Origin of the sequence: Pseudomonas sp. FP453, from assembly GCF_030687495.1 — a bacterium.
Classification (GTDB): Bacteria; Pseudomonadota; Gammaproteobacteria; order Pseudomonadales; family Pseudomonadaceae; genus Aquipseudomonas.
The window spans coordinates 5,335,251-5,354,822 of record NZ_CP117435.1 but is presented as its reverse complement, the minus strand read 5'-3'; the positions used below and the strand labels follow the sequence as shown (position 1 = coordinate 5,354,822).

The 19,572-nt window shown below is 56.2% G+C and carries 17 protein-coding genes and 1 other RNA gene; 3 read left to right on the top strand and 15 right to left on the bottom strand.

Annotated features, from left to right (window positions below; translation table 11 throughout):
* Positions 1-543: 543 nt before the first annotated feature.
* A complete protein-coding gene (gene mobI / locus PSH87_RS24360) occupies positions 544-1,005 on the top strand; it encodes a conjugative transfer protein MobI(A/C) (protein ID WP_220075012.1) in 462 nt (153 codons plus the stop codon).
* Positions 1,006-1,384: 379 nt separating this feature from the next.
* On the opposite strand, the gene PSH87_RS24355 is transcribed toward mobI, so the two are convergent.
* Both PSH87_RS24355 and PSH87_RS24350 read right to left on the bottom strand, forming a co-directional pair.
* Positions 1,385-1,750: a hypothetical protein gene (locus PSH87_RS24355; protein ID WP_305431411.1), complete on the bottom strand. Its 366-nt coding sequence runs from the start codon at positions 1,748-1,750 to the stop codon at positions 1,385-1,387.
* Positions 1,751-2,290: 540 nt separating this feature from the next.
* A complete protein-coding gene (locus PSH87_RS24350; protein ID WP_236295561.1) occupies positions 2,291-3,259 on the bottom strand; it encodes an integrase in 969 nt (322 codons plus the stop codon).
* Between the two features lie 226 nt (positions 3,260-3,485).
* Between PSH87_RS24350 and PSH87_RS24345 the strand changes: the two genes are divergently transcribed.
* Complete coding sequence (locus tag PSH87_RS24345) at positions 3,486-4,094, top strand: recombinase family protein (protein ID WP_305431409.1); 609 nt, start codon at positions 3,486-3,488, stop codon at positions 4,092-4,094.
* A gap of 153 nt (positions 4,095-4,247) precedes the next feature.
* On the opposite strand, the gene PSH87_RS24340 is transcribed toward PSH87_RS24345, so the two are convergent.
* From PSH87_RS24340 to PSH87_RS24285, 12 genes are all read right to left on the bottom strand, one after another.
* Positions 4,248-4,733: a hypothetical protein gene (locus tag PSH87_RS24340; protein ID WP_213632521.1), complete on the bottom strand. Its 486-nt coding sequence runs from the start codon at positions 4,731-4,733 to the stop codon at positions 4,248-4,250.
* Positions 4,730-5,437: a DUF3800 domain-containing protein gene (locus PSH87_RS24335; protein WP_213632520.1), complete on the bottom strand. Its 708-nt coding sequence runs from the start codon at positions 5,435-5,437 to the stop codon at positions 4,730-4,732. The genes PSH87_RS24340 and PSH87_RS24335 overlap by 4 nt, the downstream gene beginning before the upstream one ends.
* Positions 5,434-7,095: a hypothetical protein gene (locus tag PSH87_RS24330; protein WP_213632519.1), complete on the bottom strand. Its 1,662-nt coding sequence runs from the start codon at positions 7,093-7,095 to the stop codon at positions 5,434-5,436. The genes PSH87_RS24335 and PSH87_RS24330 overlap by 4 nt, the downstream gene beginning before the upstream one ends.
* Positions 7,088-9,295: an RNA-directed DNA polymerase gene (locus PSH87_RS24325; RefSeq protein ID WP_213632518.1), complete on the bottom strand. Its 2,208-nt coding sequence runs from the start codon at positions 9,293-9,295 to the stop codon at positions 7,088-7,090. The genes PSH87_RS24330 and PSH87_RS24325 overlap by 8 nt, the downstream gene beginning before the upstream one ends.
* Entirely contained in the window at positions 9,292-9,447 is a 156-nt protein-coding gene (locus PSH87_RS24320; protein ID WP_213632517.1) for a hypothetical protein, read from the bottom strand. The genes PSH87_RS24325 and PSH87_RS24320 overlap by 4 nt, the downstream gene beginning before the upstream one ends.
* A 289-nt stretch (positions 9,448-9,736) precedes the next feature.
* Positions 9,737-10,327, bottom strand: coding sequence for a helix-turn-helix domain-containing protein (locus PSH87_RS24315; RefSeq protein ID WP_249746326.1), 591 nt, complete (start codon positions 10,325-10,327; stop codon positions 9,737-9,739).
* Positions 10,320-10,559, bottom strand: a complete 240-nt coding sequence (locus tag PSH87_RS24310; protein ID WP_213632516.1) for an AlpA family transcriptional regulator — start codon at positions 10,557-10,559, stop codon at positions 10,320-10,322. The genes PSH87_RS24315 and PSH87_RS24310 overlap by 8 nt, the downstream gene beginning before the upstream one ends.
* Before the next feature lie 460 nt (positions 10,560-11,019).
* Positions 11,020-12,225 carry an integrase arm-type DNA-binding domain-containing protein gene (locus tag PSH87_RS24305; protein ID WP_213632515.1) on the bottom strand — a complete coding sequence of 402 codons (1,206 nt, stop codon included), beginning with the start codon at positions 12,223-12,225 and terminating at the stop codon, positions 11,020-11,022.
* A gap of 173 nt (positions 12,226-12,398) precedes the next feature.
* Positions 12,399-12,795, bottom strand: a transfer-messenger RNA (tmRNA) gene (ssrA, locus tag PSH87_RS24300).
* A 104-nt stretch (positions 12,796-12,899) separates the two neighbouring features.
* Positions 12,900-13,178, bottom strand: coding sequence for a hypothetical protein (locus PSH87_RS24295; RefSeq protein ID WP_017735529.1), 279 nt, complete (start codon positions 13,176-13,178; stop codon positions 12,900-12,902).
* 136 nt (positions 13,179-13,314) lie between these two features.
* Positions 13,315-16,125, bottom strand: a complete 2,811-nt coding sequence (locus PSH87_RS24290) for an FAD-binding and (Fe-S)-binding domain-containing protein (RefSeq protein ID WP_305431406.1) — start codon at positions 16,123-16,125, stop codon at positions 13,315-13,317.
* 70 nt (positions 16,126-16,195) lie between these two features.
* A complete protein-coding gene (locus PSH87_RS24285; RefSeq protein ID WP_017735531.1) occupies positions 16,196-17,890 on the bottom strand; it encodes a lactate permease LctP family transporter in 1,695 nt (564 codons plus the stop codon).
* Positions 17,891-18,151: 261 nt separating this feature from the next.
* Here PSH87_RS24285 and PSH87_RS24280 point away from each other — a divergent pair, with 261 nt between their 5' ends.
* Complete coding sequence (locus PSH87_RS24280) at positions 18,152-18,919, top strand: GntR family transcriptional regulator (protein WP_017735532.1); 768 nt, start codon at positions 18,152-18,154, stop codon at positions 18,917-18,919.
* Positions 18,920-18,957: 38 nt separating this feature from the next.
* Here PSH87_RS24280 and smpB read toward each other — a convergent pair whose 3' ends face one another.
* Complete coding sequence (gene smpB, locus PSH87_RS24275) at positions 18,958-19,440, bottom strand: SsrA-binding protein SmpB (protein ID WP_014719962.1); 483 nt, start codon at positions 19,438-19,440, stop codon at positions 18,958-18,960.
* Positions 19,441-19,572 lie beyond the last annotated feature (132 nt).

The window sequence follows — 19,572 nt, the reverse complement described above, 5'->3', positions numbered from 1 at the left end:
GAGGTCTTAAAACCAGTTCATCGCGGCTCTCGATGCTCATCTTGACTAAAACACGACCGCCAAGGCGATTTAGCAGTACATGTGGCCAGACGTGATGCCTGCATCAACCTCAATGCCATAGATGCTTCCCAGTGATTGCTAGTGGTCATTTCGGGATGTCACCACCGGCAGCTTTGGGTCGACGGCACCGGTCATGATTGACCGCTTCTGGCCGATTTCTGCCCGTAGTAACTGGTATAAATCGGCCAGTTGCAGCTAGGCAGGGATATACGTCCGCACACTATCATCTACTTCGAACATGTAGATATTGTCCCGCTCAGGTCAAGGCTGCCGTCGTCATCTATTGTGCATCCTTTGTACGTTATATTTTTCTGCGACTGATATGTCGTCATCCGTCGATCATCTGGCGCTAGGTAGGATGACAGCCTGAGCCAGACTACCCACTTTCGGTAGATTTCCGACGGTAGAACGGTCTGAAATCGAATTCCGCGTGCTCATCGATCGGTCACCATTTTGGCTCTTACAGCGAGGAGAGCCTTGGCCATGAGTAAAGAAGCACAAACGATAGTCACCCTGCTGGATCAGCAGTACGAGCAGCTGCTTGCGGACGCGAGATGCTTGGTAGCAAGCTATGTGGATGCGTCCATGAAGCTGTACAAAAAGACCGGGGTCAAATCTGTTGTGGCCGGCGTATCAATCAAGCAGGTGAGCCCGAATGCGTATTCGATCTACTGGTGCAAACTGGTGCCGCTGCAAGGACAAAAAAACAAATTCGCGCCCCTGACTATTGCCAAGGGGAATGGCAAGCATAAATACCCGGCTTCCTCGTTTGAGTTTGTTGAATACCCATACCGTCACCTCGTTCTGCAAGTTGAGGGGCGGCTTGCTGAGATTCGCAGAGTTGCGAGCGACAATCGTCAGCTACGTCGGACGTTGGTCGCTTATGAGAAGAAGCTGTCTAGATACCAAGCGCTTAATCATGGCGACCTCTATTCGGGAGGGTAGCGGCTGAGTACCTATAAGCAGTGCCGAACAGATTTGACCCGATTGTAAATCCCGAAAGCCCCGTGCAGCTTGGTCTGGCGGGGCTTTCTCTTACCAGCAGTGAACTACGGCGAGATATATTGCTGCGCTTGATCAGGGAAGGCGACGGGTTCGGGCTATAAGCAGTGAAGGGCGCTAAATCTACTCGCTGTCGGCCATCAGGCCCATGCAGGCGGGGGCTGAGGCTGTGTTTGCTATTAGCAGTGACGCTTACGGCCAAGTCAGCCGGTCAGCTTTGATCTGTATTAGTAGTGAAAGGCTTCACTTTCATAAAATAAACATTGGTACGTGCCGGTCCAACTGGTACCTGTGTCGCGCAGCGGGTGGTGACGGTAACGCGCTACCCCTTACTGCCTCGCTGCTGTTCGAATGCAATGCGGTTCATTACGCAGATGGGGATTGGGTAGCCCTGGATGTGGGTCGTAAGAGCCTCGTTGCCTGCGATCACCATGATGCAGGATAGGCCTCTGCGGAAGCGCATTCCTCGTCCCGAGTAATTGCGCGGGATGATCTCCCATGATTCGTCGTCGTAGTAAAAACCAACTATTTCTGACCAGTGCGATAGGATGCCCGCGCCCATGATGCCTAATGGGGTCAGGCAGAAAATTTCTACCTGGGTTTCCTGCCCAAGAGGTACAGCGTAAACACGACCGTTTGGTGCAATAGGTGGGAAGTACAGCCCGTTACCGAGGCGACGAAATTCCATGCGTGTGTTCCGGATAGATGAGGTCGCTAGACACTCTCCGGTAGCTTTCGAAAAACCCAAGACCAGATGTTGCCTGCGAGTCGGTGCACGGGTTTTAGCGTACTGGGCAAGCTAGCTCGCCACATGGAGGGCGTGCATGTTGCTAATCTATACGCTTCGGCGCTCCGGCAACTTCGTTAGGCTGCAGAAATTGACAGCCGTTCTGAAGTCATCCCATGACCTCATAGGCTTGGTAAAGTACTGCGTATCGTAGCGGTAGGGTGCCTTGCCGATGGATTTGGGAAGCGCCCGCTGCCAATGGCAGCGGACAGTTTGTTGCAGGTATCTGGTCGCTCCGCTGAAGGCTCAATCGTCGCCGTGCTTCTTGTCCAGATACGCTGCGATCATATAGCCGAATGCACCTGCGATAGTCAGCACACTGATGACGGCAAGCACGGCATATACAAGCAACTCAAAGCGATCCATACCCTGACTCCTTTGATTCGAGGTCTGCCAAGGTTAAGGGCGTCTGATCTAATCCCAAATCTGCTGTACGATGGCTTAGTGACTGATAGCAGCGGCTTCCTTCCGCAGGTCGGCTCGGGCACCGACGTACGCATCAGTTTCCCAGATACGCATATTTCCGAGCTCGTAGGCGACGTGATTCCGAGCCTCCAGATCCTCATCGTAGGGAGCTTTTCCCCCAAGAATCGGGGCGTGGTGACCAGACAATCGCCGGTAGAGCTCGCAGGCATATGCCGCGCGACAATCATCAATGTTTAGTCCGTGAGAAAGTAAAAGCTCTTGAGCTGCAGGTAGGTTCTTTAATTTCCATGTACGCCAAGCTGCTGGCGTCGCCTGACTGCTGCCCTGAAGCTTTTGAAATGCCGCGGCCTTCTCCAAAATTACAATTTGCTCAGGGGCAGAGATATTAATGATCCGATGCTCATGTTTATCTTTGCTGAACACATAAAAGATGTTTTCTTCTTCGGCGTCCTTGTGAGCATCTTCTGCGTCGAAGAAAAAAGCCTCAAGCAATGACATGCCGAGGTATCGAACTGACCTGATTAATGTTGCTAGCTGCTCTGAGTAGAGAGTCTGAATATCCACCATTGCGGCTTCAAAGTTAGTACGGTCAAGACTGCGCGGTACGGTAATCCGTGCATGGCTTGGAAAGCCAAGACGGCTACCGACGTTAGCCGCTGCGCCTTTCCAGCGCCCATTAGTTGCGAAGCCCATCACTGAATATACAGTCTCAAGCAGGCCAGACACGCTTTGCAGCGGGAGATTTCCTTGGTATGCCTGGATATAGAGCTCTTCCCCGTACTCCCTCACCAATTTTTTATTGATGAATTCCAGGATGTCTACCTCATGAGACTCGTTGGCATAAACACTAAACTGCGCCCATTGCTGGTCGTGGATCATGGCCTCGTGCTGACTGAGAAGCCCGCTTCGGACTGCCTCCCTGAGAATTGCCGAGCCGGCTCTGGTCAAGTCCCGATCAAAATGTGAGTGGAAACTCTGCTTCATGGTCATTTCTCCATTCAGCTCAGGTGCTGAGCTGCGAAAGGAAATGTTGAGCGAGAAAAAATATCCTGGGCTTCGTTTTCGGTCGCTTTCAGTGCCTGAAATTGACGAGCCCGTCCGTCCCTTAAACGGTCGTTTATGGCACACCTATTCCAAATGATCTTTTGGACTTGGGATTTACCGCTTTCCTGTCACTTTTCCTGTACCGAAATCAGTGTGAGAAAAACGTATGGGAAAGCGGATTGGGTATGCCCGAGTGTCGACTGATGATCAGAACCTCGACCTGCAGCGAGATGCACTTGCTCTGGCTGGGTGCTCCGTGGTTTACGAAGAGTCCATAAGCGGCAAGTCAGCGGATAGGCCGGAGCTGGGGCATTGTCTCAAGGCTTTGCGCAGCGGGGATACTTTGGTCGTGTGGCGACTGGATCGTCTCGGGCGCTCGCTGCCTGACTTGGTTGGGATCGTTAGTCGCCTGGAGCAGGAAGGGGTGGGGTTCGAGTCGATCAATGAGCGAATCGAAACAACCAGCGCTGCCGGCAAGCTGATATTTCATGTATTCGCTTCGCTTGCAGAGTTTGAGCGCAACCTTATTCAAGAGCGAACCCGGGCTGGATTGGCGGCCGCTCGTGCCCGCGGAAGGAAAGGTGGGCGAAAGCCATCGCTTGATGATCGTCAGGTACGTGAGATAAAAGCTCTTCTCAGAGATCCTGAGATACAGGCTGGTGACGTGGCCCGCCGCTATGGCATTTCGCGGACTACCTTGTATCGTTATATCCGCTCATTCAACGCGCTGGAGGCGGGTTGCGGCCCTCTGCTTGAGCATCGGAAGAGGCAATAGTGGCAGCTTATGTGGCAGTCGTCTGAATTAATGTAACGTTACTTGAAATTGAGGCCGGGAAGACCTACTGTTCGCACCAGCTCATCTACCAGCCCTCGGGTGTAAGCGTAGAAGGAGTAACGGCCCCGTCCTCCTGCGGAGGGCGCGGCCAGCCTAATTCCCCTCGCGATATCTCTCCCAGCGCCCTTCCAGTTTCCTCTGCTGATGCTCCCGTTCAACCGGGTAGGCCGTCCACGGTAGGATATAGTCCTTGCGCTCGTCCAATACCACCAAGTATTCGGCCTCTGTAAACCAAATCAGCACGCGATGGCCTGAGCCGTTTGGCTCGCGCCAGACCTTGAGTGCGGTGTCGGCCGCATTTTCGATAATGGGCCTGGGCCAGCGAATACGCTCACAACGCCGCAAGTCGGGCAGGCGTTCCGCTTCGTCGTTGCCTTCGGAAATCATGTGCCAGAAGGTGGCCTCTTTGCCCTGTATAATCGGGTGACGCTTCAAGCCCAGACGCTTGCCAGCGAACACAGGTTTTGACTCAACGAAGTCGGCACAGAAGATCTGGTAGATGGCTTCCAAGTAACGAGAGAAATCGCCCCCGTAAGCTTTCAGTTCCTCCTGTAGCGGCAGCCATCCCGGCAGGCTCATACCCCGTTGCTCCCATTCCAGAGGAACAGGTTGAACTTGGACTCACGCAGCAACGTGTTCTGCTTCAGGTTGTAGCGGCTGCGCTCGCGTATACGTTCGATCAGGCGATGTTTGGCTTCGCTTCCGGCAAGCTCGCGATGCAGGTAGGACAGCGCGCCGATCAACAAGTCAGCCAGCTGCAGTTGCTCGGCTTCATGGGAGTGGATGCGTTGAACCCGGCGAATCACCCTGCGCGAGAAGTCATAGGCGTTGTGGGCCAGCACCTCATGGAGCTTGGCGACCTTCTCATGGCCCAGGGTGTCTTTGATGTCGATGTAAACGTGATAACCGGCATCCGGCTCGAAGATGGTCTTAAGCATCGAAAAGTACATTTTGTAGTACCAGTCATCATGGCTCTGCCGATACTGCTGATGATTGAGGCGGGCCTTGTCGGCCACGATCAACGCGCGGAAATGCAGGTCGTCGTCATCGAAAAAATAGTCGATGCAGTCTAAGTAGAACTGCAGCTTTGTCGCGCCTACCTTGGTCCACTTGATCTCGAAATCTGGCGGCAGCCGATGTCTGCCCTTGATTTCACGCAGGCGCTGAGCGATCTCCAGCCGCTTGGCCTCAGGGCACCAGACCGCACCCAGTACCATGGCCTTCTGGCCATCGTTCTCCAGATGGCAGGACTCGTCGCAGTAGATATTGAAGGTTTCGCTCATGAAGCAGCCCCTAGATTGCGCCCCTTAAATCCGGCCGGCGCTGCCTTCTTGTCTTTTTGGGGTTCAATTTTACGAGTGTTCTGGAATGCCAGTAGATCCACCTCAAAGATGCTGATAACTGCCTGGTTGTTGCCATGGACATGAGCGATCTGTCGCTCATAGTGGGCTTTCCAGGGGGCATGGGCACTGGAGCCTCCATATTGCCCTGTATTGGCCAGCATTACGGGCTGATACATATGGAACTGTAGGGCTGCAATCATGTTGTCAAAGGTGTTGATATCTGGATTCAAGGCAGCGATAACAAATCCATCACTGATGTCGCGCATATCTGCGCCGAGTTTGAGGTCTGTTGCGTCATAGCAGACGGCCCCAGTCAGCTTCGCTTCGGCACCTGACTGATCCTTGAGCTGAACAATCACTTGATAGGGGCGGTGCCCCTCAACACCAGAGGATAGTTCCCACGGGATGCCATGCTGTTTGCCCTGATACGCTCGGATGATCTGTCTACCAGCGGGGCTTTCCTGTCGTAACAGCCACACCGCGCGGTTGATAGGCTTTTTCAGGTAGGGGTGCTCAACAAATGTTTGCCCCGCGAAGATTAAGGCCCCCGTGCTGTCTGAAAGCCGATGAAGCAGCCACATGTCGTCTGGATGAATAGCAAGTTCTGGAAAGACGATGAGATCAAGCTGGTTCTTCTGTTGCGCTGAGGTCTTACGATTTGCGAAGCGGCTTGCTGCCAGTTGCTGTCCGAGCAAGCGGCACATGGCGGCTAGATGTGCTCTATGCCTAGCCCGGTGGGATGCAGTCCACATCAGCGGATCGCTGCTGGAGAAGTCGCTGTCTCGAGGCATTAACGTCTGCACCAACGCAACCTTGAATTCACGCAGTTTGGATTTTGGGGAGCACTCAACAGGCAGCAGATAGGCGGGAAGATTAGACTGTCTTCCGTATATACGGCCTTGCTCAGCCAGGCGAGCCTTGACTAGTTTGAGCAAGTCTGACGGCTGGCGAACCGCAGCAAAGCCCTGAATATCCGTCCTATTGATCTCTAGTCCAGGCCATTGCAAAAGACGCATGACCAGTTCATTGAGCCACGGCGAAATGGGAGTTGGCTCCTCACCTAAGCCGCGGCTCAGCGGCATCAGCCCCAAGCGGCGTTTGTACCAGCTGCTTTGCAGGCCACGATAACGATCAAACTGCTCTTCTCGTACAGGTAAGAAGCGAGTGGTGAAGTCACTTTCACCGATGATAGCTGAGCGTAATAGACGTCCTAAACGGTAGGCCCAGGCCATTTCTACGGAGCACCATGATGGTTTCTCGTTCCATGGATGCAGGATTGTATTAGGAGCCTTAACGGTCAAGGTCAGAGTCGTATCTGGGTGTTGAATCTTGCTCCAGTCCCCACAGTCGACTGATACCGAGTCCAAACCCAGTCCATCACAATTCAGCCAACCAGAGTGCTTATCCCCTAGAAGCTCGGCAGCCAGTTTGAGTAATGCGTTTTCTTGAACAAATGGGTTTTCTGGGTGAGACACGATAGTCAGTAACGAGCGCATACCCTTGGGCCAATCTTTTAATCGTGTAGATATGTCCTGCGCATGGCCTTTAGGCAAGTAACGTTCGAGGTACTTGATCAAACCTACCTTACCCTTACTCACACCATGCACCATGTAACTCTCCAAGAATTCGGGTATCTATCATTGCAATATCATCAATCAGCTTTTGGGCCTCCTTGGTCTTCAGCTTTTGCAGCCAATTACTCAACCAAATGATGAACTTATCCCGCTGACCGGTAATTCGCATCACAAGCAGCCCGGCGGTGAGTGCGTTGGAAGCTTCTGCGGTCGTTGGCGGCGTAAGGCGTAAAGCGTCATGCAGTGTTCTATAGGAAGCCAATTCTCTAGTGGGCGGCAAAGTAACTGGGTACTGCATGACAGCCAGAAAGAGTGCAGCCTGCTGATGCAGATACCACGGGAGTGTAGCGTTCTCAGTTGCCTCTAGTGCTGCCTGCAGCAACTCCTTGCGATAGCCAGTTATGTCCGCCGACTCTGGGTAGCTTTCGGGACGGTGCAGCCCTGTTTCTACTGCGCCGGCCCTGAGCAGATCAGCAAGCACAAACAACGCGACTTCCCGCTCGGATTGAGGTGCGGCGGGCTCTAGCTTCAGCATCAATGCCTGAAGAACCGGTCGCAGGAGCTTGGCAGAGGGAAATATGTCCAAGCCGCAGCGCAGAACGCTGGCCAGGGCAGGGTTGCGTGACCAGCAAGCGATCAGCTTACGGGCAATCGTTTCCATTTCATGATCAAGTGCCTGGCGCTCACTGACTTCAATATTGGTCAGCGCATCCTCGGCGGGTAGCTCTGGATCGGCCATGCTGCGGCGCATGCGTAGCACTTGGCGTAATCGATTGGCCGCAAAGCGTTTGACGGTATCGTCACGCACGTCCGCTCTCGGCAGGGATATACGGGCCAGCGATAAGGGGTTCTCATCGACATCGTTGGCATCATCCAGTGCGTCGGCAAGCCAAAGTAAGTGATCCAGGCTGCCGGTAGCTTGCAGCAAAGTCGCGGGATCGGGGGCTGTGCTGATTTGCCCATTCACGCCTCGCATAAAGCGGGAGGTACTGCCCTGAACGGCGAAGTCTTCCCAAGCGACTGCTTCAGACTTTTCTTGTTTGATTTCCAAACAATTGGCCGCGTCCGCGAAACACTCTTTGATACGCTTGTTAGCCCACTTGCTTATACTTTTCGCAAGTGTTTCAAGCGCTAAATCTTGTGCTGATTCATTCGAAATGGCCACGACTAAGCGCATGTCATCGACATAGCGACAGTAGTCAAGCAGCCTAATCCTAATACCTGTGGAACTCATACGAATGCGAGTCTTTCTGCGTATTCGCGCAACGACCATCTGGTCGAAATCATGCATATAAGCGTTGGCAAAGAAGCCGCTCGCCACCAAACCCTGAGGCAAGCCTAATTTGAGATCGCTGCGATTATCTGAGTCGCTGTGTTGCCATTGCCAGCTAAGAATCTTCTCAGCCGCTTGCCAGAACGGTGTAGCCTCATCCTCGGAATAAGGGATAGCAAAATCTTTGGTATAACGCTGATACAGCATCCTTAAGCGGTCGACCACCGAAGACTGATCAACACAATCATAAAACTGGGCCAGATCAAGCTTGACCACAAACAGACGCTCGTCATGCAGGCTGGGCAGTGCTTCGCGACAAACCTCTGCGGGGCGCTCTAAGAAGCGCTCATAGTCCACGAAAAACTGCGAATAAGTTGTGGCATTGCCCCACCGAAAGCGTGCGTGCTGTTTGCCATCAGACTCTTCAAGCCAGTCGCAGAACAGCCGATTGCCGTAGCTGCAAACGCGCTGCCTGGCTTGGGCCTTGCTGCCGTAGCTCGCGGGATCAGTATTACCTTGTAGTGTTTCTACTGCGTCCGCGAGACATAGCATGACGGCAGAAGCCAAAACCTGCTCACGAATGCTGATATGGGCTAACGGACGTAAATCTGGTTCATTTTGTACTGTGTCATCATCTTTAAGTACGGGTTTGAATTTCCAGTCGCCGCCTTCAGCCTTCGATGGAAAATACCACTTGCCATTCTTTGGGGCTGGCACCAGACGCAATGGGCTTGCTGTACTGTGGTCGCCAGTGGAAACCTGCCGCTGCCACTCTTTAAGTGTTTGCGGTAGCAGCAGAGAAACCTGCTCCAGTTCCAGAATGTCGGCATACCAGTTATGTCTGCGAATGTAGGTGTCGGTTTTTTTCCAGGCTTGAGCCAGAACTACTTCATCTGCCAGCAGGTCAAATGATGGCATTAACCGCTCGTAGCGGGCGTCAACAATGCTCATGCCACGGCCTGCTGGGCCTGGGCGTCGGTCAGTTGTTCATTCACCTGAGCGGGCTGGATTACCTGCTTGTGTATGCTCCAGACGGCTTGCTGAATAACGGGGGCGATGTACCTGCTGCAGATACCCCGTTCGGAAAGCGATTTTTTGTTCATAACCCCAATTCCCTTTCAAACCGGCCTGGTCGCTCCATTCCGGCACTGTCGGTCGTGCTCGATTGGTGTAAATGTACCGCGTTTGGTGTCGGCTCGGTGGTTGATCTAGTTTCAGTTGCTGAAGGCGGAGGCGAGTAACGGCATCGCAGTGTTCTCGCGCCGACTCGTCTAGCTGTTCTTTTATTTTTTAATTCTTTCTTTTTAGGGGCTCAGCCTGAACCCAATTTTGATTTGGATAGAGCTCTAGGAGAGCTCTATCCGGATCCATCACAGCTCAGAGTGATACGTATCACTCTGAGCTGTGTATAAGATCGGTACGGCGATTAAGATTTCTACGCAGCGTTTCTCGAATGCCGGCTGGCAGTCGATCTAGGTCAGTTTGCAATGAGCCTAAATTGATTTGTGAATTTCCGCCTGCCAGGTTGATTTGTATATTCAGATGCTCGATGCTCAGTATTCGCGTACTTGCGATATCGCCAGCGTTCATAGCTTTTTTGAGGTCCGTAACGGTCTGATGTGCGAGATTTGGCACGTAATCCCAGGTTACTACCTTATGTGGTAAGCCGGCCTGAGTGACTTGCACCTTTTCGCGTAAGGTGTAGTGATTGGATCGGCCGAACTTTTTCTTCGTGATGAAGCCGGCTTTTTCGAGAACAACTAGTGCCCGTTTGACCTGTGCCTGACTGACTCCAGACTGTTCGGAAATCCGTTGAATGCCCGGTTTCGATAAGCCATGGTCGAAGTTGGCGTGTGCCTTGATGACGGCATAAACCGTAAACGCATGGGGCCCAATTCGGGCGACGTCGCCCTGATCAATCATTGCCCTGAAAACATGGAACCACTGGGTCTGCGCGCGCAGTGGGGCTGATACGTTAGTCATTGTTATGCCCTCCGCGGAGCTGCACGCGCGGCCGACTCAGGATCCAGGCAGATATCTCCGTGCTGAGCCAGCCAACCGATCTGCTGCTGCCTAGGTCATATGGGGCAGGGAATTTACCTGCTGCTATGTCGCGATAAATCGTGGATCGCTTTTTACCGACCGCGAGCTCAACCTCGGGCAGGCGAAGGAAACGCGTTTCCTCTGGGCCTGGTGCAATAGTTCGTGCTGACATTTGATTGGTGCTCAGATGGTGGCGCTGCAGCAGTCCTCAAGTGCTGCAATACGCATATGTGTTGGGAGTGGCGCTCGGATTTTCCTACTGCAAAGCAGGGGCGTTTGTCGGGCCTCGTGTTATGGGCCTCCGAGATTTAGTGCCGGCGGCAGCTGTGCGTATGACAGCTGAAGCTATGTCTTTGGCGTGGGGGAGAGGAAAGATCCTGCTGGTACGGTATAGGTGCCCGTACGTTTCTTTAGCAGCCTTGCTGCTGACGAGCAGGCACAAAAGGCCTTGCGAGATGCTGGCAAAACCCCGATGAGGTAGCCAGAAAGTCCATTTGCTAACAACAGATGGACTTCGGATTTTTAACGCCGTAACCGGGGCAGCGTGACGATCCCACGGAGTCCTATGAACGTCCGAAGGATGCCATATTTTTACCAAGTGGGGATCGGTATTGCAAGCCCACGCTATGAGCTCAGGCCTTAATAGCATCTAGGTAATCTGACCAGCGCTGCATCATGTCGCGTCGCTCAGGCAAAAATGAGGTTCGGTCGTACGCACGTCCCAGCGGATTTTTTACCGTGTGAGCAAGCTGATGCTCCAGAAGATCGGGGCGAAACCCCAGCACCTCAGCGCCTATGGTTCTCGCTGTCGCACGAAAGCCGTGGCCTGTCATTTCGTCGCCGCTGATGTCCATGCGGCGTAACGCGCTGAGGACGGCGTTGTTGGACATCGGTCGGTCGCCTCCTCGGGCTGAGGGGAAGGCGTATCGATGTCTACCGGTGAGTGGTTTCAGCTCGCGCAGGACCGCGACCGCTTGTTGGCTGAGAGGAACCAAATGATCCGGGCGATCCTCTTTGGTAACAGTGAGCCCTTTCATCTTGTGGCCGGGAATCAACCACTCGCCAGCATCCAGGTTGACCTCCAACCACTCCATGTGTCGCAGGTCTCCGGGCCGGCAGAACAGCAACGGGGCCAGTTTGAGCGCACAACAAACAGGCAGTGTACCCGTGTAGCTATCCAGTGCTTTAAGCAGAGCGCCGAGCTTTTCAGGGTCGGTCACGGCAGCAAAGTGTTTCACCCGCTTGGCTGGGAGAGTTCGCGCGAGATTCCCGATCTGGTTGGGTGGGGTGATGCCGGCAGCTTCGGCGAACTCGAAAATCTGTTTGTAGATCTGGGCAACACGACGCGCCGTCTCGCGAGCGCCGCGCTTGATGATGCGCTGCAGGTTTTCGACCAGCATGGGCGTGCTGATGCTGCTGATCGGGAGTTTTCCCAGCCAGGGGTAGGCATTGAGCTCAAGACGCTGCCGCACCGTGCGGGTGTACTCGGGATCCCAGGATGACTCGCGAATACTCAGCCACTGCGTGGCAACCGACTCAAAGGTGTGCTGGTGATCAAGCTGGCTGACCACCTTGGCCATACGCCGTTGCAGCGAAGGGTCTTGGCCGCCGGCAAGCTGAACACGAGCGTCATCACGCTTGCGCCGGGCCTCCTGCAGGCCGACCTCAGGATAAACACCAAGCGCCAGGCGCTTTTCCTTTCCCAGAAAGCGGTACTTCAAGCGCCAGTAACGGCCTCCGTTGGGCTGCACTTCAAGGTACAAACCTTGTTCGTCGTACAGGCGGTATGGCTTGTCCTGGGGCTTGGCGTTACGGCAGTTGGTGTCTTTCAGGGGCATTGGGGGCACATCCTCTCCGAGCGAGCTGATGAGCGTTTTATGCCCCCATATGTGCCCCCGTCAACAGTGGGATGCCCTGGGATTAGGTGGGAAAACGCGGGCAAGAAAAAAGCCGTAAAGCTTTGATTTATCTAGGCTTTACGGCTTTTTTGGGTCTTCCCGGGAAGACAAATTGGTGGAGCCGGGGGGATTTGAACCCCCGTCCGCCAGTACTCCGCTGTCGGTACTACATGCGTAGCCGTTTCTATTAAGTTAACCCTCAGCGACCCGAAGGGCAGGGTGCTTTGGGCGAGTTGTGTAAGTTTTAGCCGCTTCGTCCACAACGTACTGCACGGCGATTCTGTTCTATATGACAATCACTTTGGGTTTACAGACATCCCCTGGTGATTGCTGGACCCGAAGGTACCAGAAGCTCAGGGCTAAGGCTGCTTACGCAGCGAGAGCGAATTCCTGGCCGTAGTTTTCGTCATTGGCAACTATAAGAAGTTGCAACAGTGGATTTACGAGTTCTGTTACCAACTCGGCATGCACCTAAAGTTTCGCAACCGGCGTCGAATCCTAAACGGCCCCGTGCTTGTAACTCGTTGTTTCATAGTGAGTGACAAGCCTGTGCAGTGTACGCCAAACCGTCACGGAAGGCCAACCCGAAGGTTGGCCTCGAGCGGGTGAGGCGCCTATTGGCCGCCTTTCTCGCTGTTCTGCAGATCCTGCAGGGCCTTGGAGGTGATCTCGATGCACTTTTTGTCATCACCTGCGGCATGGGCGGCCTTGGCCGACGCGACGGCTGTGTCGATCTCGCCACTTTTACCAGTGCTGTCGGTGGCGAGCGTCGCTTTACCGTCGTTGATTTTGTTGAGGTTGATCTCGCACAGGTCTTTGTCACCGGCAGCGAAAACGGGGGAGGCCAGCATCGCAGCGGTGATGAACAAGCCAGCAAGAGCGGAACGCTTCATAGGGTATCTCCTTGCGCAAAAGGGCTCGACGCTGCTGGCGTTCACGGGTTGCCAGCGACATCACTGAGGGGCCTCGTTCGCCGAGGCCTATGCAGATGACTGCGCTGGGGCGCAGGGGTTCGGTTTTTTTGCTGGGTCAGTGGGCGCGGGCCTGGGTGACGCGGTCCACGAGGTAGACCAGCCCGTGGTAATCAATGCCGCCATGCTGGCTCAGGCCGATTTCGCAGGTGCGGCTGGTGGAGATGCCTTCGCTGCAATATTGCACGGCGTCCTTGAGGGAGCGCAGTGAGTGGGCGTTGAGTTGCGGCGTGGTAAAGCCTTTGTCGCCGGCAAAGCCGCAGCAATGGATGCCTTCCGGGATGACCACGGTTTTTGCGCAGCGTCGGGCCAGGTCGATCAAGGCCTGGCTTTCGCCCAGGTGTTGGGTGCTGCAGGTCACGTGGACGGCGATGGGGGCTTCCTGCGGTGTGAAGTCGAGGCGGTCCATCAGGTGGGTGCGGATAAAACGGACGGGGTCGTACAGGTCCAGGCGTGTGTTGCCCAGGTCTTGCACCAGGCGCAGGGTGCAGGGGCTGGTGTCGCAATAGATCGGATCGAGGCCGCCACGGCTGGCGTGGAGCAGGGCGCCGATCAGTTCCTGGCGTTTGTGTTCGGCTTGTTCGGCATAGCCTTTGGAGGCGAAGGGCTGGCCGCAGCAGAGGTTGTCCTGGTTGTCGGGGGAGACGACTTGATAGCCGGCCTTTTCCAGCAGGCCACGAGTTTTATCGTACAGCGACATCTGCTCTTTATCCCCGGCTGCCGGCCCCATGGCGCGTGAGACGCAGGCAGCCAGGTAGACCACACGTGGCCGCTCGTCGGTCACGGGGGGGCTGAAACGGATGGTTTTTTCCGGTTGCGGCATGGCGTTGGACCACTGCGGGATCTGCCCCTTGGACAGTTTGGTGACCGTGGCTGACAGCTTCGCCAGGCGAGGCGCGCCCAACAGCATCCGTGCGCCATTGGCTACGTGCAATGTGAAGCGTGCGCCTTGCAGTGCGGTGGAGAAATGGGTGGCCAACCATTCGGCGGTTTTCGTACGGTTGGCGTCGCGGCTACGCAGTTTTTTCACAAGGTCGCCGGTGTTGATCCCTACAGGGCAGCGTTGGGCGCACAGGCCGGTGGCGGCGCACGTCTCGATGCCTTGGTAGTGGTAGGCCGCTTCAAGTTCGGTGGTGTCGATGCCGGCGCGTTGTTTTGCCTGGATGTCGCGCCAGATCACAATGCGCTGGCGCGGGCTCAGTGTCAGCCCTTTGGACGGGCACACCGGTTCGCAAAAGCCGCATTCGATGCACTTATCCACAAGCTCGTCGGCGGCGGGCAGCGGCTTGAGATGTTTGAGGTGGATTTGCGGGTCTTCGCTGAGGACCACGTCCGGGTTGAGGATGCCGTTGGGGTCCAGCAGACGCTTGAGTTGCCACATCAGCTGATAGGCATCGCTGCCCCATTCCAGCTCGACAAACGGCGCCATATTGCGGCCCGTACCGTGTTCGGCCTTCAGCGAGCCGCCAAACTCCACGGCCACCAACTGTGCCACGTCGTCCATGAACGCCTGGTAGCGTGTGACTTCTTGCGCGCTATTGAAGCCTTGGGTGAACACAAAGTGCAGATTGCCTTCCAGGGCGTGTCCGAAAAGGATGGCTTCGTCGTAGTGATGTTTGTCGAAGAGTTCGATCAAGCGGTTGACGCCGATGGCCAACTGTTCGACCGGAAAGGTCACGTCTTCGATAATCACCGTGGTGCCGGTTTTACGCACGGCGCCGACGGCCGGGAAGGTGTCTTTGCGGATGGCCCACAGGCGCGCGTTTTCCAGCGGGTCTTCAGTGAAGTCGACCTGTTTTTCAACTGGAAACCCCGCCAGTGACGCCATGATCAGTGCCAGTTGTTCCTGCAGTAGCGATGACGACGCGGCGCGGGATTCGATCAGCAGTGCGCAGGCGTTTTCCGACAGGTGCTGTACGAATGCGGGCATGCCGGGTTTGTTCTGCACCGAACGCATACTGCGCCGATCCAGCAGCTCGACGGCGGAGACTGGTTGGGTTTTCAGCACTGTCACTGCGTTGCAGCACGTCTCGACGTCCGGGAACACAATCAGTGCGGAGGCTTTGTTCGGGTGGTCGATCACCGTGTCGTAGGTCACGGCGCTGATAAATCCCAGGGTGCCCTCGGAGCCCACCAGCAGGTGGCTGAGAATGTCTAGCGGGTCATCGAAATCCACCAGGGCGTTGAGAGACAGGCCGGTGGTATTTTTCAGACGGTATTTGTGGCGGATCTTGGCCGCCAATTCAGCATTTGCCCGCGTCTCGCGACCGAGTGTCGCCAGGCGCTCCAGCAGCGGGCCTTGTTGTTCACGAAAGGCCGCAACGCTGGCCGCATCTTCGGTATCCAGGCGGCTGCCGTCAGCCAATACCAGGCGGATACCCGCGAGGGTGTGGTAGGTGTTTTGCGCCGTGCCGCAGCACATGCCGCTGGCGTTGTTGGCGACGATGCCGCCGATTTTGCAGGCATTGATCGACGCCGGGTCTGGCCCGATCTTGCGCCCGAATGGCGCCAGCCATGCGTTGGCCTGGGCGCCGATGACGCCGGGTTGCAGGCGGATCTGCGTGCCTTGCCCGCGAATTTCGCGGCCGTTCCAGTTATCACCCAGGACGATCAGCACGGAGTCGCTGATCGCTTGCCCTGACAGGCTGGTACCGGCTGCGCGGAAGGTCACGGGAACGCGGTCGCGCTGGGCCAGTTGCAGCAGGGCGACGACTTCGTCTTCTGACTCCACGCGGATTACCAACTGTGGGATCAATCGGTAAAAGCTGGCGTCGGTGCCGAATGCGAGGGTGGAAAGCGGGTCGTCGAAGCGCCGATCGTTCGGGATCAGCTGTGCGACGTCGTGCAGGAAAGCAGCAGGCAGGCTCATCGGTCCTCCAGAAATAGCTGACGCCGGAATGGTGGTCCGGCGTCGATTCTTACTCTATTGCGTGCAGGCCTTAGTGCACCAGCATACCGGTGAACCAGTAGGCCTGGGCCAGGGTGATCAGGCCGACGATGGTGGCAAAGAACAGGCTGTGCTTGAGCGTGAAGCGGAACAGGTCCGATTCCTTGCCGACCAGGCCAGTGGCTGCGCACGCCACGGCGATCGATTGCGGCGAGATCATCTTGCCGGTCACGCCGCCGCTGGTGTTTGCCGCGACCAGCAGGGTGTCATTGACGCCGATCTGGTGCGCAGTGGTGGCTTGCAGCGAGCTGAACAGGGCGTTGGACGAGGTGTCCGAGCCTGTCAGGAAAACCCCCAGCCAGCCGAGGAAAGGCGAGAAGAACGGGAAGGCTGCGCCCGTGCCGGCCAAGACCAGCGCCATGGTGGACGACATGCCGGAGTAGTTGGTGACGAAGGCAAAGGCCAGCACCATGCCGATGGACAGGATCGGCCAGCGCAGCTCGTAGAAGGTTTCTTTTAAAGTGGTAAGACCAGTTTTGATGTCGATTTTCAGCACCAGCATCGAGATCAGCGCGGAGAAGAAAATCGCCGTACCGGTCGCGGAGATCGGGTCCAGTTTGAATACCGCCGGAATCGCGGTCGGGTTGGTCACGATCGGGGCCACCTTGACCACCAGTTGGTCCAGGTGCGGGATGGCGAAGTTGAACACCCAGCTGTACATCGAGCCGCCAGCAGCGAACATGGCCTTGAACGGTTTGAGGGTCCAGATGGTGACCAGCACGGTCAGGATCAGGAACGGCGACCAGGCCTTGAAAATTTCCCCCAGGCTGTAAGGCGATGCCACGGTGCTGCGCGGCAGGCCGAAGCCGCCGGCACTGGCGGTCACGGCGGCGCTGGTGGTCGCGCCGGCAATCTGCGCGCCTGCGGTGCGCTTGGGTTGCCAGACTTTCAGGAACAGGGTCAGGGAGATCAGGCTGGCCAGGGCCGAGGTGATGTCCGGCAGTTCCGGGCCGATGAAGTTGGACGTGAAGTACTGCGTGATGGCGAAGCTCAGGCCTGCGACCAGTGCGGCCGGCCAGGTTTCACGAACGCCGCGCAGGCCGTCCATCATGAACACCAGCCAGAACGGTACGAACAGCGACAGCAGCGGCAGTTGGCGGCCGGTCATGGCGCCAATCTTGAACGCGTCGATGCCGGTCACTTGGCCAGCAACGATGATCGGGATGCCCAGGGCGCCGAATGCCACCGGTGCGGTGTTGGCGATCAGGCACAGGCCGGCGGCGTACAACGGGTTGAAACCCAGGCCCACCAGCAGCGCGGCGGTGATGGCCACGGGGGCGCCAAAGCCGGCAGCACCTTCGAGGAAGGCGCCGAAGCAGAAGCCAATCAACAATACTTGCAGGCGTTGGTCGTCAGTGATCGACAGGACCGAGCTGCGGATGACTTCGAACTGGCCGCTCTTGACGGTCAATTTGTAGAGGAATACGGCGGCGACGATGATCCACGCGATGGGCCACAGGCCGTAGGCAAAACCGTAGCCGGCGGCGGCGAGCGCCATGTCCACGGGCATCTGGAAGGCAAAGATCGCCACCAGGATCGAAAGGGCCAGGGTGATGCTGCCGGCCACGTGGCCTTTGAGGCGGAACACGGCCAGGGCCAGAAAGAAGAATACGATGGGAATGACGGCGGCCAGTGCGGACAGGCCAAGGCTGCCGAGAGGGCTATAGAGCTGTTGCCAGGTTTGCATATGGGGTGGCCCCTAATTGTTGTTGGTCATGCATTTTTTGTTAGCTTGGTTAATTGGTAATACCAATTTACAATCGCTGTTGGCTAGGTTAAGAGTCTTCGGGGTGGTGTGTCAATTTGCCGCCCGCGAAACTTTGGTCGTAGGTCGGTGCGCGAGGGGATCTGAGCGGGTAAATCCTGGGTGCTCTGATAGGTGCTGCAAGCGCTGCGATAGGCGAGAATAGAGGGCCCGGCGAGTGGTCGGGATGGTGGAGAGTGAGTTATGGGGTTTGATCAGGTGCGTCAGCGCCGTTTGTCCGACGATATTGTCGAGCAGCTTGAGGGCATGATCCTCGAGGGCACGCTGAAGTCGGGTGAGCGCTTGCCGGCCGAGCGCGCACTGGCGGAGCAGTTTGGTGTGTCGCGCCCGTCGTTGCGTGAGGCGATCCAGAAGCTGGCGGCCAAGGGCTTGCTGGTCAGTCGCCAGGGCGGGGGGAACTACGTTGTTGATTCGTTGGGGTCTACGTTCAGCGATCCGTTGCTGCACCTGTTGGAAAACAATCCCGAGGCGCAACGTGATCTGTTGGAGTTTCGCCAGACCCTTGAAGCGTCATGCGCCTATTACGCGGCGTTGCGTGCCACCGAGGTTGATCGTGAACGGCTGACTGCGGCGTTTGAGGCGCTGCAGGATTGCTATACGCGTGTCGATGAGGTCAGTCGCGCGGAAGAAGGCGCGGCAGATGCGAGCTTTCACCTGGCGATTGCCGAGGCCAGTCATAACGCCGTGTTGCTGCATACCATTCGTGGGCTGTTCGATTTGCTCAAGCGCAATGTGGTGACCAATATCGGTGGCATGTATCAACAGCGTACGGAAACCCGCGACATGCTGATCAATCAGCACCGGGATTTGTACCTGGCGATTATCGAAGGGCGGGCGGAGGAGGCGCGCGAAGTCTCCACACGTCATTTGCAGTATGTGCAGGAAGTCTTGGAGGAAGTGCGTCAGGAGGTTCAGCGTGTGGCGCGGGCAGAGCGGCGCAAAGGCATGTAGCCAAGGGTGACTCACCCAAGGCTACAGCGCGGCAAGGACTATTCTTCCTTGCCTTTGTTGCGCACGGCGCGGTGCAGCTCGCGATTGGAGTCGCGTTCGCGCTCGGTATCGCGTTTGTCGTATTCCTTCTTGCCCTTGCCCAGTGCGATTTCGCACTTGACCAGGTGCTTGCTCCAGTACCAGGACAGGCAGACGCAGGCATAGCCTTTCTGCTGTACGGCAGCGGCGAGCTTTTCCAGTTCGCGCGCATTGAGCAATAGCTTGCGTGTGCGCACCGGGTCGGCAATCACGTGGGTGCTCGCGGTGGTCAGCGGGGTGATATGACTGCCCAGCAGCCACGCCTCGCCATCCTTGAGCAGCACGTAGCTGTCAACCAGTTGCAGCTTGCTGGCACGCAGACTCTTTACTTCCCAGCCGGCCAGGACCAAGCCAGCCTCGAACCGATGTTCGATGAAGTAATCGTGTCGCGCCTTTTTGTTTTGCGCGATGGTCCCTGTGGGGTGTTTCTTTTGTTTAGCCATAGGGGCGGCATTATAGGGAGTTGCGAGCGTGTCGGCTACGGTCAACCTGCGTGCTTGAGCGTGTTGGATGAATCCCGGACAATACGGGCAGTTCTTTGGTTTTTTTCTCTCGCGGATCGGCCTGTTGTTTCG